Raw genomic sequence first — 16,168 nt, forward strand, 5'->3', positions numbered from 1 at the left:
AGCAGAGTGAGGCAAGCGGCGATGCGCGCCCGGTCATTCGGCTCGCTTCGCCCGACAAGGTATAGCTTTAAAGCTCGGAAGCCGGAATGAGGCGTAATGAACAGCACGCTATTCGTAGGTGCGCGGGTGTGGGACGCGACCGGCGCCGCACCGTTCGAGGGCGATGTGCTGGTGCAAGATGAGCGGGTTGCCGCGATCAGCCGCACCACCGGCCAGATCGCCCAGGCCGACGCGCAAATCGTCGACGCTCGCGGGCTCACGCTGATGCCCGGCCTGGTCGAAGGTCATGGCCATCTTTCGTTCGAAGCGGTGACCGCTACCGAGGATCTCATTCGCCCCTCGCCCGAGGAGCAGGTTTTCTCCGCCGCGCGCGGTGCCAAGGCGCTGCTCGATGCCGGGTTCACCAGCGTCTACGGAGCGTCCGAGGCCAAGCTGCGGTTGGGCGTCGCGGTGCGTAACGAAGTGAACGCCGGACGGCTGCCGGGGCCGCGCATCCGTGCCGGCGGGCTCGAGATCAGCGTGACCGGCGCGATGGGTGACGAGGGCAAGGAGCACAACCCGCGGGTCGGGCCTTCGAGCATCGTCGACGGCGTCGACGAGATGCGCCGCACGGTGCGGCTGCATTGCCGCGAGGGGGTCGACAACATCAAGCTCGATGTCTCGGGCGATCCGTTCTACCCAGGCACTCCCGGCCACACCACGCCGATGACCTTCGAGGAAATCCGCGTCGCCGCCGAGACCGCGCACGCCTATGGCCGCAAGATCAACGCGCACACGCGCTCGATCGAAGGCTCAAAGCGCTGCATCCACGCCGGCGTCGACGGCCTGTTCCATTGCGAGCACTCCGACGAAGAGCTGCTCGACATGATGGAGGAGGCCAAGGACCGGATATTCGTGGTTCCGACCGTCAGCCTGTTCCACACGATCGTCAGGAACGAGGCCGCGCCGTATGGCCTGTCGTCCGAAGTCGGCGGATACATGGGCATCAATGCGCTGCTCGAAGAATCGGTCAAGACCCACACCGAGCTGCGCAAGCGTGGTGTGCGACACCTGATCGGCGGCGACTATGGTTTCGCCTGGAGCCCGCAGGGCACCAACGCCCGCGACCTCCAGTTCTTCGTCGACTACTACGGTTACACCCCCGAAGGCGCGCTGCTCTGCGCCACCCGCAACGGCGGCCTCGCCATGCGCGATGACGGTGCGCTGGGGACGATCAGGGAAGGCCAGCTGGCGGATCTCTTGCTGGTCGACGGCGACCCCTCGCAGGATGCGCGGCTGTTGACCGATGCCGATCGCATAGTCCACATCATGGTCGGCGGACGCATCCACAAGCACGACCCGAACCGGCAAAACCGGCGCGCCGCCGCGTGAGGCACGCGCCATCGTCGCGTAACTTGTGACCAAGCAAGTTGTCTCCCTGACGGATCGCTTCGAGCAGCGCTCGGGGCAGGTGCTCCTGTCCGGCATGCAGACACTTGTCCGCCTGCCGCTCGACCAAGCCCGCCGCGATCGGGCGGCCGGGCGGCGTAGCGCCGGGTATATCACCGGCTACCGCGGCTCGCCGATCACCACGCTCGATGCGCAGCTGTGGGCTGCAGGGGACCTGCTCGATGCGCACGACATCCGCTTCGAACCAGGGCTCAACGAAGAGCTTGCCGCCACCAGCCTGCGCGGCACGCAGCAGCTCGACTGGTTCGGGCCGTCCCCGTTCGAGGGCGTGTTCGCGATGTGGTACGCGAAGGGACTGGGCGTCGATCGCGCGTGCGAAGCGCTCAAGCTGGCCAATTTCGAAGGCACCGCGGCGCACGGTGGCGTGCTGGTCGTCGCCGGAGACGATCATGGGGGGAAGTCCTCCGCTTCCGCGCACCAGTCCGACCATACGCTGATCGCCGGGTTCATCCCGGTCCTAGCGCCCTCGACCACCGAGGAAATTCTCGAATTCGGCGCGATGGGGTGGGAGCTGTCGCGGTTCAGCGGACTCTACGTCGGGCTCAAGGCGGTCACCGACATGCTCGACCTGACCGCGTCAGTCACGCTGCGAGAGCCGACTCTTGTCCGTCCGGAGCGGCGCGAGCAGCTCAACCTGCAACGCGGATCGCCCCCGCTGCGCCAGGAGGACCTGGTTCTCAACCACCGCCTGCCCGCTGCGCTCGCCTTCATTCGCGCAAACGGATTGAACCGCGTGGTCGTGCCGGCGGACCGTCCTCTGCTGGCGATCGTCAGCGCGGGCAAAGCTTGGCTCGACCTCCGCCAAGCCCTGCTCGACCTCGGGCTCGACGACGTCCGCTGCGCCGCCTTGGGGATTACCCTAGTGAAGTTCGGCGCGATCTGGCCCCTCGATCCTGGGTTCGCTCGCGAGGCGTGCGGCGGTGCGCGCGAGGTGCTCGTTATCGAGGAAAAGCGCCCGGTGATCGAGGAGCAGCTGACTGGGGCGCTCTATCCTCTGTCCGACTCGCGCCCAACGGTGCTGGGCAAGCGCGACGAGCAGGGCCGGACGCTGCTCCCGCTCGACGGGGTGATCGACCCGGCGATGGTCCGGCGCGTCTTGCAACAACGCTTCCACCGGTTGGGGATAAGCGACGCCGAGCTCGAGGCTAGAGCAGCGCACTGGCGCACGCTCGACGCCGCGCACCGCGATGCGGCGATCGCGATACGCCCCGCGTTCTTCTGCTCGGGTTGCCCCCACAACACCAGCACGCTCTTGCCCGACGGCAGCTTCGCGATGGGCGCCACGGGGTGCCACGGCCTGGCCGCCTTCATGCCCGAGCGGCGAACCATGAACGTCGTGGGAATGGGCGCCGAAGGACTCCCGTGGATAGGCGCGCAGCACTTCGTTGAGACCAGCCATGTCTTCGCCAACATGGGCGACGGCACGTTCACCCATTCGGGCATTCTCGCCATCCGCGCCGCAGTCGCGGCAAACGCCCGCATGACCTTCAAGATCCTCTTCAACGACGCCGTGGCGATGACCGGCGGCCAGCCGATGGAAGGCGGGACCAGCGTGCCGATGATCGTCGCCGCGCTGATCGCGGAGAAGGTCGCGCCGGTGGTCGTGCTCAGCGACGACCCGACGCGGTGGGCCGGAAAGCTGCCGCCAAGCGTGCGAATTGGCCATCGCGACGAACTCGACCAAGTTCAGCGCGAGCTGCGCGGTCGCGCCCAGGTCAGCGCCATCGTTTACGAACAGACCTGCGCCAACGAGAACCGCCGTCGGCGCAAACGCGGCATCGCGATCGATCCGGACATGCGCCTGTTCATCAATGCGGCAATCTGCGAGGGCTGCGGCGATTGCTCGGTCCAGTCGAACTGCGTCAGCGTTCAGCCTCTGCAGACCGAATTCGGACGCAAGCGACGGATCGATCAATCGACCTGCAACAAGGATTTCAGCTGCATCAAGGGCTTTTGCCCGTCTTTCGTGTCAGTGACGGGGGCGCGAGTAGCGCGGCGCGGGGCTGACTCGGCAGTGCTCGAGCCGCTTGTCGCGCGACTGCCCGAGCCTCCGCTGGCGAATGTTAGCGGCGGCTACTCGTTGCTGATCTGCGGCATCGGCGGGACCGGCGTGCTCACGCTGGGCGCGCTGCTGGCGATGGCCGCGCACATCGAGGGAAAGGCGGTCAAGGTTCTCGACATGACCGGAATGGCGCAGAAGGGCGGCGGGGTGACCAGCCACGTCCGCTTCGCCTCGAAGGCTTGCGCCATACCGAGCGCGCGTCTCGGTTTCGGCCAAGCCGACGCGGTGATCGCGGGGGATCTCGTCGTCGGCACCGCGCCGGAAGCGCTGGCAACGTTGCACAACGGATCGATCGTCGTCGCCAACCGCGATGTCGTTCCAACCGGTGAGTTTCAGACCCGCCACGATCTCGACTTGCGGCCGGAGCGCTTTCTCCCCGCGTTCGAGCGGCGGATCGCTGCCGGCAATCTCGCTCAGCTCGAGGCCAACACAATCGCGCGGGCGGCGTTCGGCGACACCATCTTCAGCAATCCGCTCCTGCTCGGTTACGCCGCGCAGGCGGGCTTGCTGCCTGTCGCGCCCGCGGCGCTCGAGCAGGCGATCTGCCTCAACGGGACAGCGGCCGAAACCAATCTGGCGGCGTTCGCGCTCGGCCGGGTGGCACAGGCGTTCCCCGACGAGCTGGCCGCAGTGCTGCCGATCGCGCCCACCCAGCGGGTTCCGCAAACACTCGAGGCGATGCTCGAAAGCCGCACGAGCCTCCTCGCCGCATATCAGAACGGGGCCTATGCGGCCTCTTACAAGGAGTTCGTGTCGCAGATCGCCGAGCGGCTGCGGCAGCGGGACGTCGGCGAGTGCGAGCGGTTCCTCACCGCGGTCGCCGAGCAGCTTGCCCGGCTGATGAGCTACAAAGACGAGTACGAGGTTGCGCGGCTTTATGTGCGCCCGGAGTTTCGTGCGGAGTTCGATGCCGAGTTCGACGGTAAGCCTAGGCTCGCGGTCAATCTCGCCCCGCCGCTGCTGGCGTGGCGCAAAGACGTCAAGACCGGCAGCCCGCGCAAGATTGCCCTGGGCCCATGGGTTTTCGGCGCGTTTCGCCTTCTCGCGTGGCTCAAGCGCCTGCGCGGAACGCCCCTCGATGTGTTCGGCTACACCGCCGAACGACGGATGGAACGCGCGCTGATTGGCGAGTATCGCGCCCTGATTGGCGCTCTTGCCGAGCGCATCACGGACGAGACCGCCGAACTGGCCACGGAAATCGCCGCCAGTGCTGCGCTGATCGCCGGCTTCGGCCCGGTCAAGGCTCGCGGCGTCGCTGCCTTCCGGTCGCGCGTTATCGAGATGGAAGACCGTCTCGCCGCAGCGCTGCGCGCCCAGACTGAGGGCTCCCCGGTTGCCGCCGATGCGGCGTGAACCCGCACGTCCACTTGCCTCAGGTGGAGCAACGCCGACGATCGCTTGCCACGCTACCATTGCCTAGGCAAAGGCGCCGCGCACGGGGAAACTGACCATGGCCGACACGGTGGAATTCGATCTCAGCGACGTCGAGCCGCGCGTCGGCAAGCTCGTCGGCGGCGGACAGATGTGGGAGCCGTGCTCGGCGACCGACATCCGCCGCTGGGTCATGGCGCTCGATTACCCCAGCCCAATCCACTGGAACGAGGAGTTCGCGCGCGGCTCGCGCTTCGGCGGGATAGTCGCGCCGCAGTCGTTCGCAGTGGCGATGGACTATGCCCACGGGGTGCAGCCGGCGTGCGTCGGCCGCATTCCCGGCTCGCACCTGATTTTCGGCGGCGAGGAATGGTGGTTCTACGGCACCCCGATCCGTCCCGGCGACCGCCTAGTCCAGGAACGGCGCTTTCACGGCTACAAGGTGACCGACACCAAGTTCGCCGGCCCGACGATGTTCTCGCACGGGGACACCATCCACACCAACCAGCATGGCGCGCTCGTCGCCAAGGAGCGCGCGACGGCGATACGCTACCTCGCGGCCGAAGCCGAGAAGCGAGGGATGTACGACAACCAGGACAAGCCGATTCGTCGCTGGAGCAGCGAGGAGCTGGCCGCACTCGATCGAGCGAGGGTCGCTTGGATTCAATCCAACCGCGAAGGCACCTCGCCGTTGTTCGCCGATGTTAAGGTTGGCACCAAGCTGCCGCGCCGGGTGATGGGTCCGCACACGATCGCCAGCTTCACCACCGAATACCGGGCGTTCATCCAGGATACTTGGGGCACCTATCGCTGGACGGTGCCTGAAGGCGTCGCGGACCCGTGGCTCAACCAGGATTCCGGGTGGATCGAGGGATTTGCCTACGACCTTGACGGCGCGACGATCGATCCGCGCAAGCGCGACGGGCTCTATGGCGGGCCGTCGCGTGCCCATGTCGATACCGACAAGGCCGGTCAAATCGGCATGTTCCGGGCGTATGGCTATGGCGCGACAATGGGCGGGTGGATGACCGACACGCTGGCCTACTGGGCGGGGCACCGCGGGATGGTGCGTCACATCAAGTCCAATTTCCGCGGCCCCGCGTTCGAAGGGGACGCGACCTTCATCGACGCCGAAGTGGTCGACAAGCAGGAGGAGAGCGGCTGGGGCGTGCCGCTGGTGACGATCAAGGCGCGGGCGACCACGCAAGACGGCGAAGTCCTGGTCGATTCCGTGGCCGAGGTCGAGGTACCGCTGCTGGCGCCGAGCGGCAGCGTCGATACCGACTGGAGAGGAAACCCGCTCTAGCGATTGCGTCTGCGGCAAGCGGGTTCTGCGCGCTCAATCATTTCCTTCGCCGGTCTGCGCTGGCAGGGGATGCTCGGCACTACGGCGTGGCGAGCGCCGAGGAAAAGGACGATTGCGATGAAAATGGACATCGAACCGATCAAGCCGGCGATCGGCGCGCGAATCCATGTCGACCGGGCGGACTTCACGCGGCCCGAGTTGGCCGAGCAATGCGCCGAACTGTTGGAGAAACGCCAGGTGCTCGTCTTCCCCCGGCTCAACGCCAGCGACGAGGAGCAACTGGCGTTCACCGACAGCCTAGGCGGGCGAATCAACCTGACAGGGGAGTCCGCGGGAGACAGCCCTGACGTCTACAACGTCACACTTGATCCCAAGCTCAACAAGTTCCCGGCCACGGTGCTGTCGACGTTCTTCTATCACATGGACGGGCTCGTCGGGAAAAGGGACATGACCCCCCCCAAGGCGACCGTGCTGAGCGGGCGGGTCGTCCCCGCAGAAGGCGGCGACACCGAGTTCGCCAGCACCTACGCTGCTTACGAGCACCTTCCGCAGAGCGAAAAGGACGCGTTCGAGGAGCTTCAAGTCGAGCACAGCATGTATGCCGGCTGCCGCAACTTCCTCGACCAGCTTCCCCAAGAGCATGTCGAGATGATCAAGGGGCTGCCGGTCAACACGCATCCGCTGGTGTGGAAACACGATAGCGGGCGCAAGTCGCTGGTCATCGGGCTGACCGCGGACAAGGTCGTGGGGATGGAGCCCGCCGAAGGGCGCGCCCTGCTGGCGCGGCTGACCGAATGGGCCGGCCAACCCGATTTCTCTTACAAGCACACCTGGGAAGTGGGCGACCTTGTGATCTGGGACAATCCCGGCACGCTCCACCGCGCGCGTCCCTACGACAAGAGCTCGGGGCGTTCGATGCATCGGACCTCGGTCGCCGGCCACGAGATGGTCAAGTAGCTGCCAGCGTGGTTCAAAGGAGAAGGGCATGACCGAAATCGCGGGCAAGGCCGCGCTCGTTACCGGTGGCGGCAGCGGCATCGGCATGGCCTTGGCCAAGGCTTTGGCGAAGGAAGGCGCCTCGGTCGCGCTTGCCGACATTCGTCTCGACAATGCCCGCGAGGTCGCCGACGAGATTGTTGCAGAGGGCGGCAGGGCCGTCGCCATCCAGTGCGACGTGTGCGAGCGCGGTGACATCGCGCGGATGAAGGCCGAGGCTAACGCGGCGGTGGGCCGGATCGAGCTGCTGTTCTCCAACGCCGGCGCGAGCTCGTTCGTCCCGGTCGTCGAGATGGACGATCGCGAGATCGAATGGATGATCCAGGTCAACCTGATGGCCGGGATATGGATCACCAAGGCCTTCCTGGCCGACATGATCGAGGCCAGGTCGGGTCACATCATCGTGTCGTCGTCGATGGCCGGGCTGACCCCGGCGCACATCCCGATCCACGCACCGTATTGCGCCGCCAAGATGGGCCTGATCGGCTACGTCATGAACCTCCAGCGCGAAATCGACGAATTCAACATCAAGACCACGATCTATTGCTCAGGCGGGGTGGTCGGCGGAATGCGGCTGCACAACAACAGCTATCGGCCGGAGAAGTTCGGCGGCCCGACCGACGCGAAGATGAAGATTCCCAAGGCGTCGTTCGAGAAGAACCCGATAAAGTTCTACTGGCCCGAAGGCGTGGCGCCGATGGTGCTCACCGCGGTGCGCAACGATCGGCCCTTCGTGTTCGATCACTCCGAGCAGCGCGAGGATTTCCGCAAGACCTACTCGGACATCGTCGAGGCCTGCTTCGACGATACGCTGCGGTACGAACAGGAAGTCGGGATTCCGCCCTCCGTCAACTGACGCACCGCAGCTCAGGCGGCGAAGCGCGGGTTGATCATTCGGGTCGTGCTCCAGCCGCCGTCGATCGGCAGGACTTGGCCATTAATGAACTCGCCCTTGGCCGAACACAGGAACGCTACCGCGTTGGCGACGTCGTCGGGCAGGCAGTCGCGGTAGAACGGGGTCAATCCCTGGTTGATCCGCTGGAACGCCGGATAATCCCAAGCCGCCTCGGTCATCGGCGTCCTGACCACGGTCGGCGCGACCACGTTGGCTCGGATGCCTTGTTCGCCGTACTGCGCCGCCATCGTCTGGGTCAGTCCCGTCAACGCCGCCTTGACCGCGCAATAGATACCGCCGTCGAGCCCGCCCATGATCCCGAAGGTGGAGCCGATGGTAACGATCGCGCAGCCCTTGCCCATGTGCGGAATGACTTCGCGGGAGAGCCGGAATGGCGCGCGCAGGGAGATGCCGATGACTTCGTCGAGCATTGCGTCGCTGGTCTCGTGGACAGGCGCCCAGACCCCGGCCCCGGCGTTGTTGACCAGATAAGAGATACGCCCGAAGCGCTCGAGTGCGTGCTCGACGATGCGCCGCGGCGCGTCGGCTGCGGTGATGTCGGCGACGACGTGACTGAACGCGGCCTCAGGCGAGAGGCCGTCACCGAGCGCACGGAGCCTGGACTCGTCTCGCCCAGTGCCAACCACCGCGACCCCCTGCGCGGCGAGCGCCGCGACGATTGCCTGGCCGATTCCTCCTGCCGCTCCGGTGACGATGGCGACTTCCGATTTGCTCACGTGATCCTCCTCGAGCGGGCGGGGCCAGCGCCATCAGGCGCGCAGGTTGCCGGTGCGTTCGGCAATGTCGTTGGCCGCGACGAAGCCGAAGGTCATCGCGGGCCCGATCGTCGCCCCCGCGCCGGGATAGCAGTCACCGAACGGCGAGCCGGCATTGTTGCCGGCGGCATAGAGCTTGGGGATCGGGCGGCCTTCGCCATCGAGCACCCTCGCGCGCGCGTCGCAGCGGACTCCGCCCTTGGTCCCGAGGTCGCCGTTGTTGATAGGCACCGCGTAAAACGGCGCGGTGTCGATCGGCCCAAGGTTGGGATTGGGCGCGACGGTCGGATCGCCGAAGAACTGGTCGTAAATGTTGCCGCCGCGGCCGAATTCGGTGTCGACGCCGGTCATCGCGAATTCGTTGATCTTCGCCACGGTGCCGACGAGCGCCTTCGCCGGAACGCCGATCTTCTGCGCGAGCAGGGGGATGGTGTCGGCGCGAAACACGTAGTGGTCCCACCAGTCCGAAGGGATCTTGCGTTCGGGGGTATGGACTGTCGGCATCAGCCCGCCCGCGCTGAACCGGGCGCGGAACTTGGCGTCGAACACCAGCCAGCACGGCATGTTGGCGCCGGTGCGCAAGTGATCGTCGACCATGGCTTGGCCGAAGCTGTCGTAACCAGTCGCCTCGTTGACGAAGCGCAATCCGTTGCGGTTGACGCACACGCTCCAGGGGCGCCCGACGTCGAAGGCGGCCTGGTGGGTTTCGTGGAAGTTGGAGGCCTGTGGCATCGGGAAGCTGGTGGTCGGAATCCACCAGCCCTGCTCGGTGTGCTCGGTCGTCGCGCCGATCCGCTCGGCGGCGAGCAGGGCTTCACCGCGGTTGGCGCCTTCGGGGGTGGAAGAATGCCAGATCAGTCCGGGAGCAGGGTAAAATCGATCGCGCAGCTGCTGGTTCCACTCGAATCCGCCCGCCGCAAGGATCACGCCATGGCGCGCCGCGATCTCGTGGTGTTGTCCGAAGCGCGAGACGATCACGCCGGCGACTTCGCCGCCAGCGTCGAGCCTGATCTCCTCGAGCCGGGTTTCCGTCCGCAATTCGACACCGCGGGCGAACACCTGCTTGTAAACCGATCCCATCAGCGCCGCGCCCTGCGTAAAGCGGCGGTCGCGCGGGGAGTTGGCGCGCGCACCGCGGTCGGTCCAGTAGCGCGCGATCATCTTCGCCGCGGTGCCACGCCAACCCTTCTGCTGCATCATCAGCGAGAAGGTTTCGGTCAGGTCCATTGCATAGCGGTGGAACAGCTTGAAGCGGTTGAACTGCTCGCGCATCAGCGGATAGCGCGCATCGCCCAGCTCACGCCCGTCGAACGTCGGGCAGATCACGGAGCGGTCGGCGCGTGCGCCGGGCCGGTCGGGGAAGTAGTCGGGCCAGGCCGCGGCCATGACTTCGACGCCAGCCTTGCGGAGAAAGGCCAGCATTGCCGGCGCCTGATCGATGTAGGCTTCGAGCCGCTCCTCGTTGACCGGGACCTTGATGACGCTGCGCAGATAGGTCAGCGCGTCTTCGCGCGTGTCGCTGGCGTTGCCGTCCATGCCGTGGCCGGGAACCCATATCACCCCTCCCGAAGTCGCCGACGTGCCGCCGAACTTGTGCTCCTTCTCGACGATCAGCACCGACAGCCCGAGATCGGCCGCGCGCAAGGCCGCGGACGCTCCGGCCGCGCCGGAGCCGATGACGACTACATCGTAGGCATCGCTGGGATCGGTCACGCGTGGCCTCGTCTGCCGAAGGGCGCGGCACGCCCGAACGAAGGGGCGTTTCCCACGCGCGCGGTTTCAGCCCAATGACCTGCACTGCAGAAGCACTTGCTTGCGCGCGCGGTTTGGCCGCCGGCGATTGCTTGACCGCCCGTTTCTGACGAGAGGCAGGCGATGAGCGAAGCTGTGTTCACGACTGTCGCCCGCCTGGCCGATGTACCGTCCGGCGAGGTCCGAAAGGTCGTGGCGGGTGACCGGTCGATCCTGCTGTGCCACAGCCAAGACCGCATCTTCGCGATCGAGAACAAGTGCTCGCACGCCGACGAGGCGCTGGAGTGCGGACGAATGCGCCAGGGCTGGATCAGCTGCCCGGCGCATGGAGCGCGGTTCGAGCTGGCCAGCGGCCGCGCGATGAACCCGCCGGCCAAGGAGCCGATCCGCACTTTCGAGGTGCGGATCGACGGCGACGTGGTCCAGGTCGCGCTCGGCTAGGGCTTCGCCCGGCCTCTCCGGCTGAGCCGCCACTCGGGCGGATAGTTGAGGTCGTTGTTTTTTACCGTGGCGGCGATGCCGGCGTCGAAGCCGCCCTTGCCCAGGTTGACCTCGCCCAAGCGATCGTCCTTCATCAGCGGCAGCATTCCCTCGAGCCAGCCGGTCATCAGACTGCCGAGATACTCGCCACGGTATTGCTTGTAGCATTCGATGAAAGTCTTCTGCGCCACCACGACATCGAGCGGGCGCGTGCGCGAGCAGGCATCGGCGTACTTCTCGGTCTCGGCCTCGAGCCGGTCGCGCGGCACTATGCTGTTGACGAAGTTGCAGTCGAGCATTTCCTGGGCGGTGAACGGCCGCCCGGTGAACAGCATCTCGGAAAAGCGGCGCACTCCGACCATTTCCAGCCACTGCCACATGCGCGGTCCCCACCCGGCGTACCGAAACGACGGATGGCCGAACAAGGCATCGTCCGACGAGACGATCAGGTCGGCGTCGGCGCACTGGTAGAAGTGCCAGCCGTAGCAATAGCCCTTGGCTTCGACGACGCTGATTTTCTTGAATTCCTGAAGCGGGCGGTTGCCCGCGCGGCCCTTGGCGTAATGGTCGGTCAGCCCGTGGAGGAAGCGGTAGCTGCCGCCCGGCGGGTAGCGGACGTCGGGATCATCGATCTCGAGGTCGGAGAGAAAATTGTCATCGACGGCCGGATTGAGGTACTTGTCGCCGTGCTCGTCGATATCGCCGCCGGTGCCCAGGTCCTGGCCTTCTCCGCGGATGACCAGGACTTTCACGTCGTCATCGATGTTGGCCTTGTGGACCAGCTCGCCGAATAGCAGGCGCATGCCGATATTGGTCGCATTGGCCTTGTCGACACGGTCGAACGTCAACGTCGCGATCTTGCGGGCACGGTCCTTTTCGTAGCGGATGAACTTCTGCGCCTCGGCCTTGAGGTTGGCCGCGCTCGGCTGGGTCATCGAACAACTCCTTCGCGATATGTCCGTCATGCGCGCTATCGTGCGCGTTGCCGCCGCGCGACTCCCGCCGCGGCATGGACGGCGCGAGGCTTGCCTCGTTACACGCGTGGGCAAAGACGACGGAAGGTTATTCGCCCTAGGAGCTTAGCATGTCCTATGAATTGAACCGCAAACTAGCCGCGCCCTGTCCGCCCCTGACGACAACCGCCAGCGTCGATCCGGTGACCGCCGACATCATCCGCGGGGCGATGGAGACGATCTGCTTCCAGGCGGCCACGCACCTCGGCCGCGCCGCCTCCTCGCCGATCATCAACCAGTCGAACGAGCGCAATGCGAGCATCGTCGACGCCAACGGACGCCTCGCTTCGGGCTCGATCGGAACCCCGCATCTGACGTTCGTCTCGCAACTGACCGTCCGCTACGGCCTGATGCAGCAGGACGCCTACGACTGGGGTCCGGGCGACGTGTTTCTCGGCAACGATCCCGACTTCGGTGGCGGCCATCTGCCGGACTACAACGTCTATGCGCCGGTCTACGACGATGTGGGGCGCCTGGTTATGATCCAGGCGCTGCAAGCACACCAGGGCGACACCGGGGGCAAGGATCCCGGCGGCTTCACGCTCGAGGCCACCGACATCTTTACCGAGGGGCTCGCGATCCCCTGTCTCAAGCTCGTCCACCGCGGCGAGAAGCGGCGCGATGCAATCCACTTGGTCGAGCGCAACAACCGCTTCGCCACCTTTCCCGGCGACCTCGCGGCGATGATCGGCGCGGTTCAGCTCGCCGTCGGTCGGATCGAGGACCTCTTGCGCAAATGGGGCGCCGATACCGTCCGCGCCGCGATCAACCACGCGATTGCGGACAGCGAGCGGCGTTTTCGGGAAGAGGTCGCGCGCTGGCCCGACGGCACTTACGACGCCCAAGTGTTGATAGACCACGACACCGTGGGCAACAAGGACGTCAAGGTCCGCGTCGCCTGCACGATCGCCGGCGACCAGCTGACCGTCGACCTGACCGGCACCGACGACCGCCCGGAGCTGGTCGGGGTGTGGAACACCTTCGGCAACACCCGCTCCTACGTGATGACCCAACTAGCCGCCGCGGTGTCGCCCGACATCGTCAAGAACGAGGGCTTCTTCAATGCGGTCGAGATCGTCGTTCCGGAGGGCTGCATTGCCCAGCCGCCGCCCAACAAGCCGGCCGCGCTCGGCTCGTTCCATCCGGCTTGCGAGATTACCGAGGCGGTGTGCCTGGCGCTGTCGAGCGTTGTCCCCGAACGCTCCGCGCCACAGCTCTACAAGATCGGGATGCCCAACGCCGTGATCGGGTTCGGCGCCAGCGGGATGTGGATGGATCAGGGGGTCGACTGCCGCTCGATGGATTCTTCGGCGGTGGCAGGGATCGACGGCTGGGGCTCATGCCCGGTCAGCCTCGGCAACCTCCTGCTGTCGGAGGCCGAGGACTTCGAAGCGCGCTATCCAGTGCTCAACCTCAGCCGGGAGATGACCATCGATACGGGTGGCGCCGGCCAGTGGCGCGGCATGCCAGGCAGCCGCAACGTCAAGCAAGTGCTCGAGCCGGTGATGGCGATGACCTGGATGGTGTCGGCCGATCATCCCTTGCGCGGCATGTGCGGCGGCGACGACGCCAGCCCTTACGGCAACTGGTTCGAGGTGGGCAGCGACAACGAATACAAGATCGACCTGCGAGCTCAGGCGCAACTGCCCGCGGGCGCAGCGATTGCCTATCAGCACGGCGGCGGCGCCGGCTTCGGTGTCGCGCTCAATCGCGACCCTGCCGCCGTGCGCGACGACGTTCTCGACGAGCTCGTCAGCATCGACGCCGCGCGCGACAAGTATGGCGTGGTGCTGACCGGCTTCGTGGAGAATTATGACCTCGAGGTTGACCAGCAGGCGACCGACGCACTGCGGGTGCGGATGGCGCGGACGCGAACGGACGCGGGAGTGCCCGCCTGATGTACCGGGTCGGGATCGACATCGGCGGCACCTTTACCGACTTCGCACTGCTCAAGAACGGCGAAGTCGTCCTGCACAAGAACCTGTCCACGCCCGATGACCGCTCGCGCGGCGTAATGGAAGGCCTCGAAGTGCTCGCCGCGAAGGAAGGACTGGCGCTGGCGGCGTTCCTGGAACGTTGCGACGCCATCGTCCACGGCACCACAGTGGCCGACAACACGCTGATCGAAATGGACGGGGCGGTCACCGGGCTGATCACTACCGAAGGCTTCCGCGACGAGATGGAATATCGCCGAGGCTTCAAGGAGGACATCTGGGACGTCCGCCTTGGCCCGCCGCCGCCGATCGTACCGCGCCGCCGCCGCCTGACCGTTCCCGAGCGCATCCTGTTCGACGGCTCGGTCCACCGCGAACTCGACGAAGCCGCGGTGCGCGAGGCGTGTCGGCGGCTCCGCCGGCAGGGTGTCGAATCGGTCGCGATCTCGCTGATCTTCTCGTTCGTGAACCCCACGCACGAGCGACGCGTCGCGGAGATTGCGGCCGAGGAGCTGCCGGGGGTGGCGTTGTCGGTCTCGCACCGCGTCCTGGCGCGCGGACCGGAGTACGACCGCACCAGCACGACGGTGGTCAACGCTTACGTCGCGCCCCGGGTCACCGCCTATCTCGAACGTCTGGTCACCCGCCTGCGCGCGGGCGGCTATGCCAAGCGGCTTATGGTCATGCAGGCTTCGGGCGGGGTGATGACCCGCGACTACATCGCCGGTGCGCCGGTCCGGGTGCTGGCCTCGGGACCGGCGGCCGGCGTCGTCGGTTCCGCGCATGCCGGCCGCGCGAAGGCCTGTCCCGACCTCTTGTGCGTCGACATGGGCGGCACTTCCTACGACATATCGCTGGTCCTGGGCGGCTTCGCGCCGGCCGAGGCCGGGTGGAACATGTACCACCGCTACCTCATCGGCATGCCGATGATCCAGGTGGAGACGCTGGGCGCGGGGGGCGGCTCGATCTGCCATGCTGAGGGCGGCTCGCTGCGAGTGGGGCCCGAATCCGCCGGCTCGCAGCCGGGGCCAATATGCTATGGCCGGGGGGGAACGCGCCCGACCGTTACCGATGCTTTGCTCATGCTCGGGATCCTGTCGACCGAAACCCGGTTTGCCGGCGGCAGCTTTTCGCTGACCAAGAATGGCGTCGAAGACGCTTTTGCAGCAGTGGGCGCGCAACTGGGCTACAGCGCGCAGGAGGCCGCGTTCGATTGCTGGCGCGTCGTCAACGCCAACATGTCCAACGGCGTGCGCCGGACAACGGCGGGCAAGGGCATCGATCCCAAGGATCTTGTTATGCTGGCCTACGGCGGCAACGGTCCGGCCTTTGCCTGTATCCAGGCTGAAGAACTGGGCATTTCGCGGGTCCTCGTGCCCAAGGCGTCGCCCACTTTCTCGGCGTTGGGCACGCTCGTTGCCGATCCCAGCATCGACGAGGAGCGCGCTTATGCCGCCTCGGCCGGGGCGCTCGACTTAGCCAAGCTGGATGCGCTGTGGGGCGAGCTGGCTTCGCGCGCCGCCGACCATTTCGCCGATGCTGGCTTCGACGTCGCGGCGGTGGACGCGGCCTATCAACTGAAGCTGCGCTACCCCGGCCAGAACTGGTCGCTGACTTTCGACGTCGGTTCGGCCAGCGGCCTCGACGACCGCAGCTTCATCGACCCCGGACTGGGCAGGCGCGCCATCGCGCTGTTCAATGCGCGGCACATGGCCGAATACGGTCATATCCGCGAGGGCGAGCTGCCCGAAACGACCGGCGTTCGGCTGACCGCCTCGGTGCGGACTCCCAACCCGCCAGCGCGCGGCGGGTTTGCAGCAGCGCGGCACAACGCGAAGCCTGCATCCACGCGCCAGGCCAACCTTGGCAAGGGCTTTGTCCCCACGCCGGTCCACCGCGGCGCCGACCTTGCGCCGGGAGCTCAGGTGAGCGGGCCAGCGATCATCGAGGAAACGTTCACGACGATCGTCGTCTATCCGGGCTGGCGTGGGGTGGTGGACGATGCCGGTGACTACGAGCTACGGCGAGGCTCCGTCGAACCCGGCTAGGCGCGCCGAGCCAACCGCTTCTGCACCGCCAGTCATTGGGCGCGGGGCGGCGAAGCGATAAGGGAAGTGTCGACAGTGGCCGAACT

At 66.4% G+C, this 16,168-nt stretch carries 11 protein-coding genes; 8 read left to right on the top strand and 3 right to left on the bottom strand.

Annotated elements, in window-relative coordinates; translation table 11 throughout:
• Positions 1-96: 96 nt before the first annotated feature.
• From ACFSCW_RS06795 to ACFSCW_RS06815, 5 genes are all read left to right on the top strand, one after another.
• Positions 97-1,371 (top strand): metal-dependent hydrolase family protein, encoded by a 1,275-nt coding sequence (locus tag ACFSCW_RS06795; RefSeq protein ID WP_380888095.1) that lies wholly within the window; start codon positions 97-99, stop codon positions 1,369-1,371.
• A 25-nt stretch (positions 1,372-1,396) separates the two neighbouring features.
• Entirely contained in the window at positions 1,397-4,864 is a 3,468-nt protein-coding gene (locus tag ACFSCW_RS06800) for an indolepyruvate ferredoxin oxidoreductase family protein (protein ID WP_380888096.1), read from the top strand.
• 97 nt (positions 4,865-4,961) lie between these two features.
• Positions 4,962-6,188, top strand: coding sequence for a MaoC family dehydratase (locus tag ACFSCW_RS06805; RefSeq protein ID WP_380888097.1), 1,227 nt, complete (start codon positions 4,962-4,964; stop codon positions 6,186-6,188).
• A gap of 117 nt (positions 6,189-6,305) precedes the next feature.
• On the top strand, positions 6,306-7,145 hold the full coding sequence (locus tag ACFSCW_RS06810; RefSeq protein ID WP_380888098.1) for a TauD/TfdA dioxygenase family protein: 840 nt from the start codon (positions 6,306-6,308) through the stop codon (positions 7,143-7,145).
• Positions 7,146-7,173: 28 nt separating this feature from the next.
• The gene (locus tag ACFSCW_RS06815) at positions 7,174-8,040 is read left to right on the top strand and encodes an SDR family NAD(P)-dependent oxidoreductase (RefSeq protein WP_380888099.1); all 867 of its coding nucleotides are present in this window, start codon (positions 7,174-7,176) and stop codon (positions 8,038-8,040) included.
• Positions 8,041-8,051: 11 nt separating this feature from the next.
• Here ACFSCW_RS06815 and ACFSCW_RS06820 read toward each other — a convergent pair whose 3' ends face one another.
• Both ACFSCW_RS06820 and ACFSCW_RS06825 read right to left on the bottom strand, forming a co-directional pair.
• On the bottom strand, positions 8,052-8,816 hold the full coding sequence (locus tag ACFSCW_RS06820; protein WP_380888100.1) for an SDR family NAD(P)-dependent oxidoreductase: 765 nt from the start codon (positions 8,814-8,816) through the stop codon (positions 8,052-8,054).
• Between the two features lie 33 nt (positions 8,817-8,849).
• Positions 8,850-10,568 carry an FAD-dependent oxidoreductase gene (locus tag ACFSCW_RS06825; RefSeq protein ID WP_380888101.1) on the bottom strand — a complete coding sequence of 573 codons (1,719 nt, stop codon included), beginning with the start codon at positions 10,566-10,568 and terminating at the stop codon, positions 8,850-8,852.
• Between the two features lie 162 nt (positions 10,569-10,730).
• Here ACFSCW_RS06825 and ACFSCW_RS06830 point away from each other — a divergent pair, with 162 nt between their 5' ends.
• Positions 10,731-11,048 (top strand): Rieske (2Fe-2S) protein, encoded by a 318-nt coding sequence (locus tag ACFSCW_RS06830; RefSeq protein ID WP_380888102.1) that lies wholly within the window; start codon positions 10,731-10,733, stop codon positions 11,046-11,048.
• On the opposite strand, the gene ACFSCW_RS06835 is transcribed toward ACFSCW_RS06830, so the two are convergent.
• Complete coding sequence (locus ACFSCW_RS06835; RefSeq protein ID WP_380888103.1) at positions 11,045-12,022, bottom strand: enoyl-CoA hydratase/isomerase family protein; 978 nt, start codon at positions 12,020-12,022, stop codon at positions 11,045-11,047. The two genes, ACFSCW_RS06830 and ACFSCW_RS06835, sit on opposite strands and share 4 nt — an antisense overlap.
• A 149-nt stretch (positions 12,023-12,171) precedes the next feature.
• Between ACFSCW_RS06835 and ACFSCW_RS06840 the strand changes: the two genes are divergently transcribed.
• Complete coding sequence (locus ACFSCW_RS06840) at positions 12,172-13,998, top strand: hydantoinase B/oxoprolinase family protein (RefSeq protein ID WP_380888104.1); 1,827 nt, start codon at positions 12,172-12,174, stop codon at positions 13,996-13,998.
• Positions 13,998-16,082 (top strand): hydantoinase/oxoprolinase family protein, encoded by a 2,085-nt coding sequence (locus tag ACFSCW_RS06845; protein ID WP_380888105.1) that lies wholly within the window; start codon positions 13,998-14,000, stop codon positions 16,080-16,082. Before ACFSCW_RS06840 ends, ACFSCW_RS06845 begins: the two co-directional genes overlap by 1 nt.
• Positions 16,083-16,168: the final 86 nt, after the last annotated feature.

This window comes from Sphingomonas tabacisoli, assembly GCF_042678385.1.
Classification (GTDB): Bacteria; Pseudomonadota; Alphaproteobacteria; order Sphingomonadales; family Sphingomonadaceae; genus Sphingomonas_B; species Sphingomonas_B tabacisoli.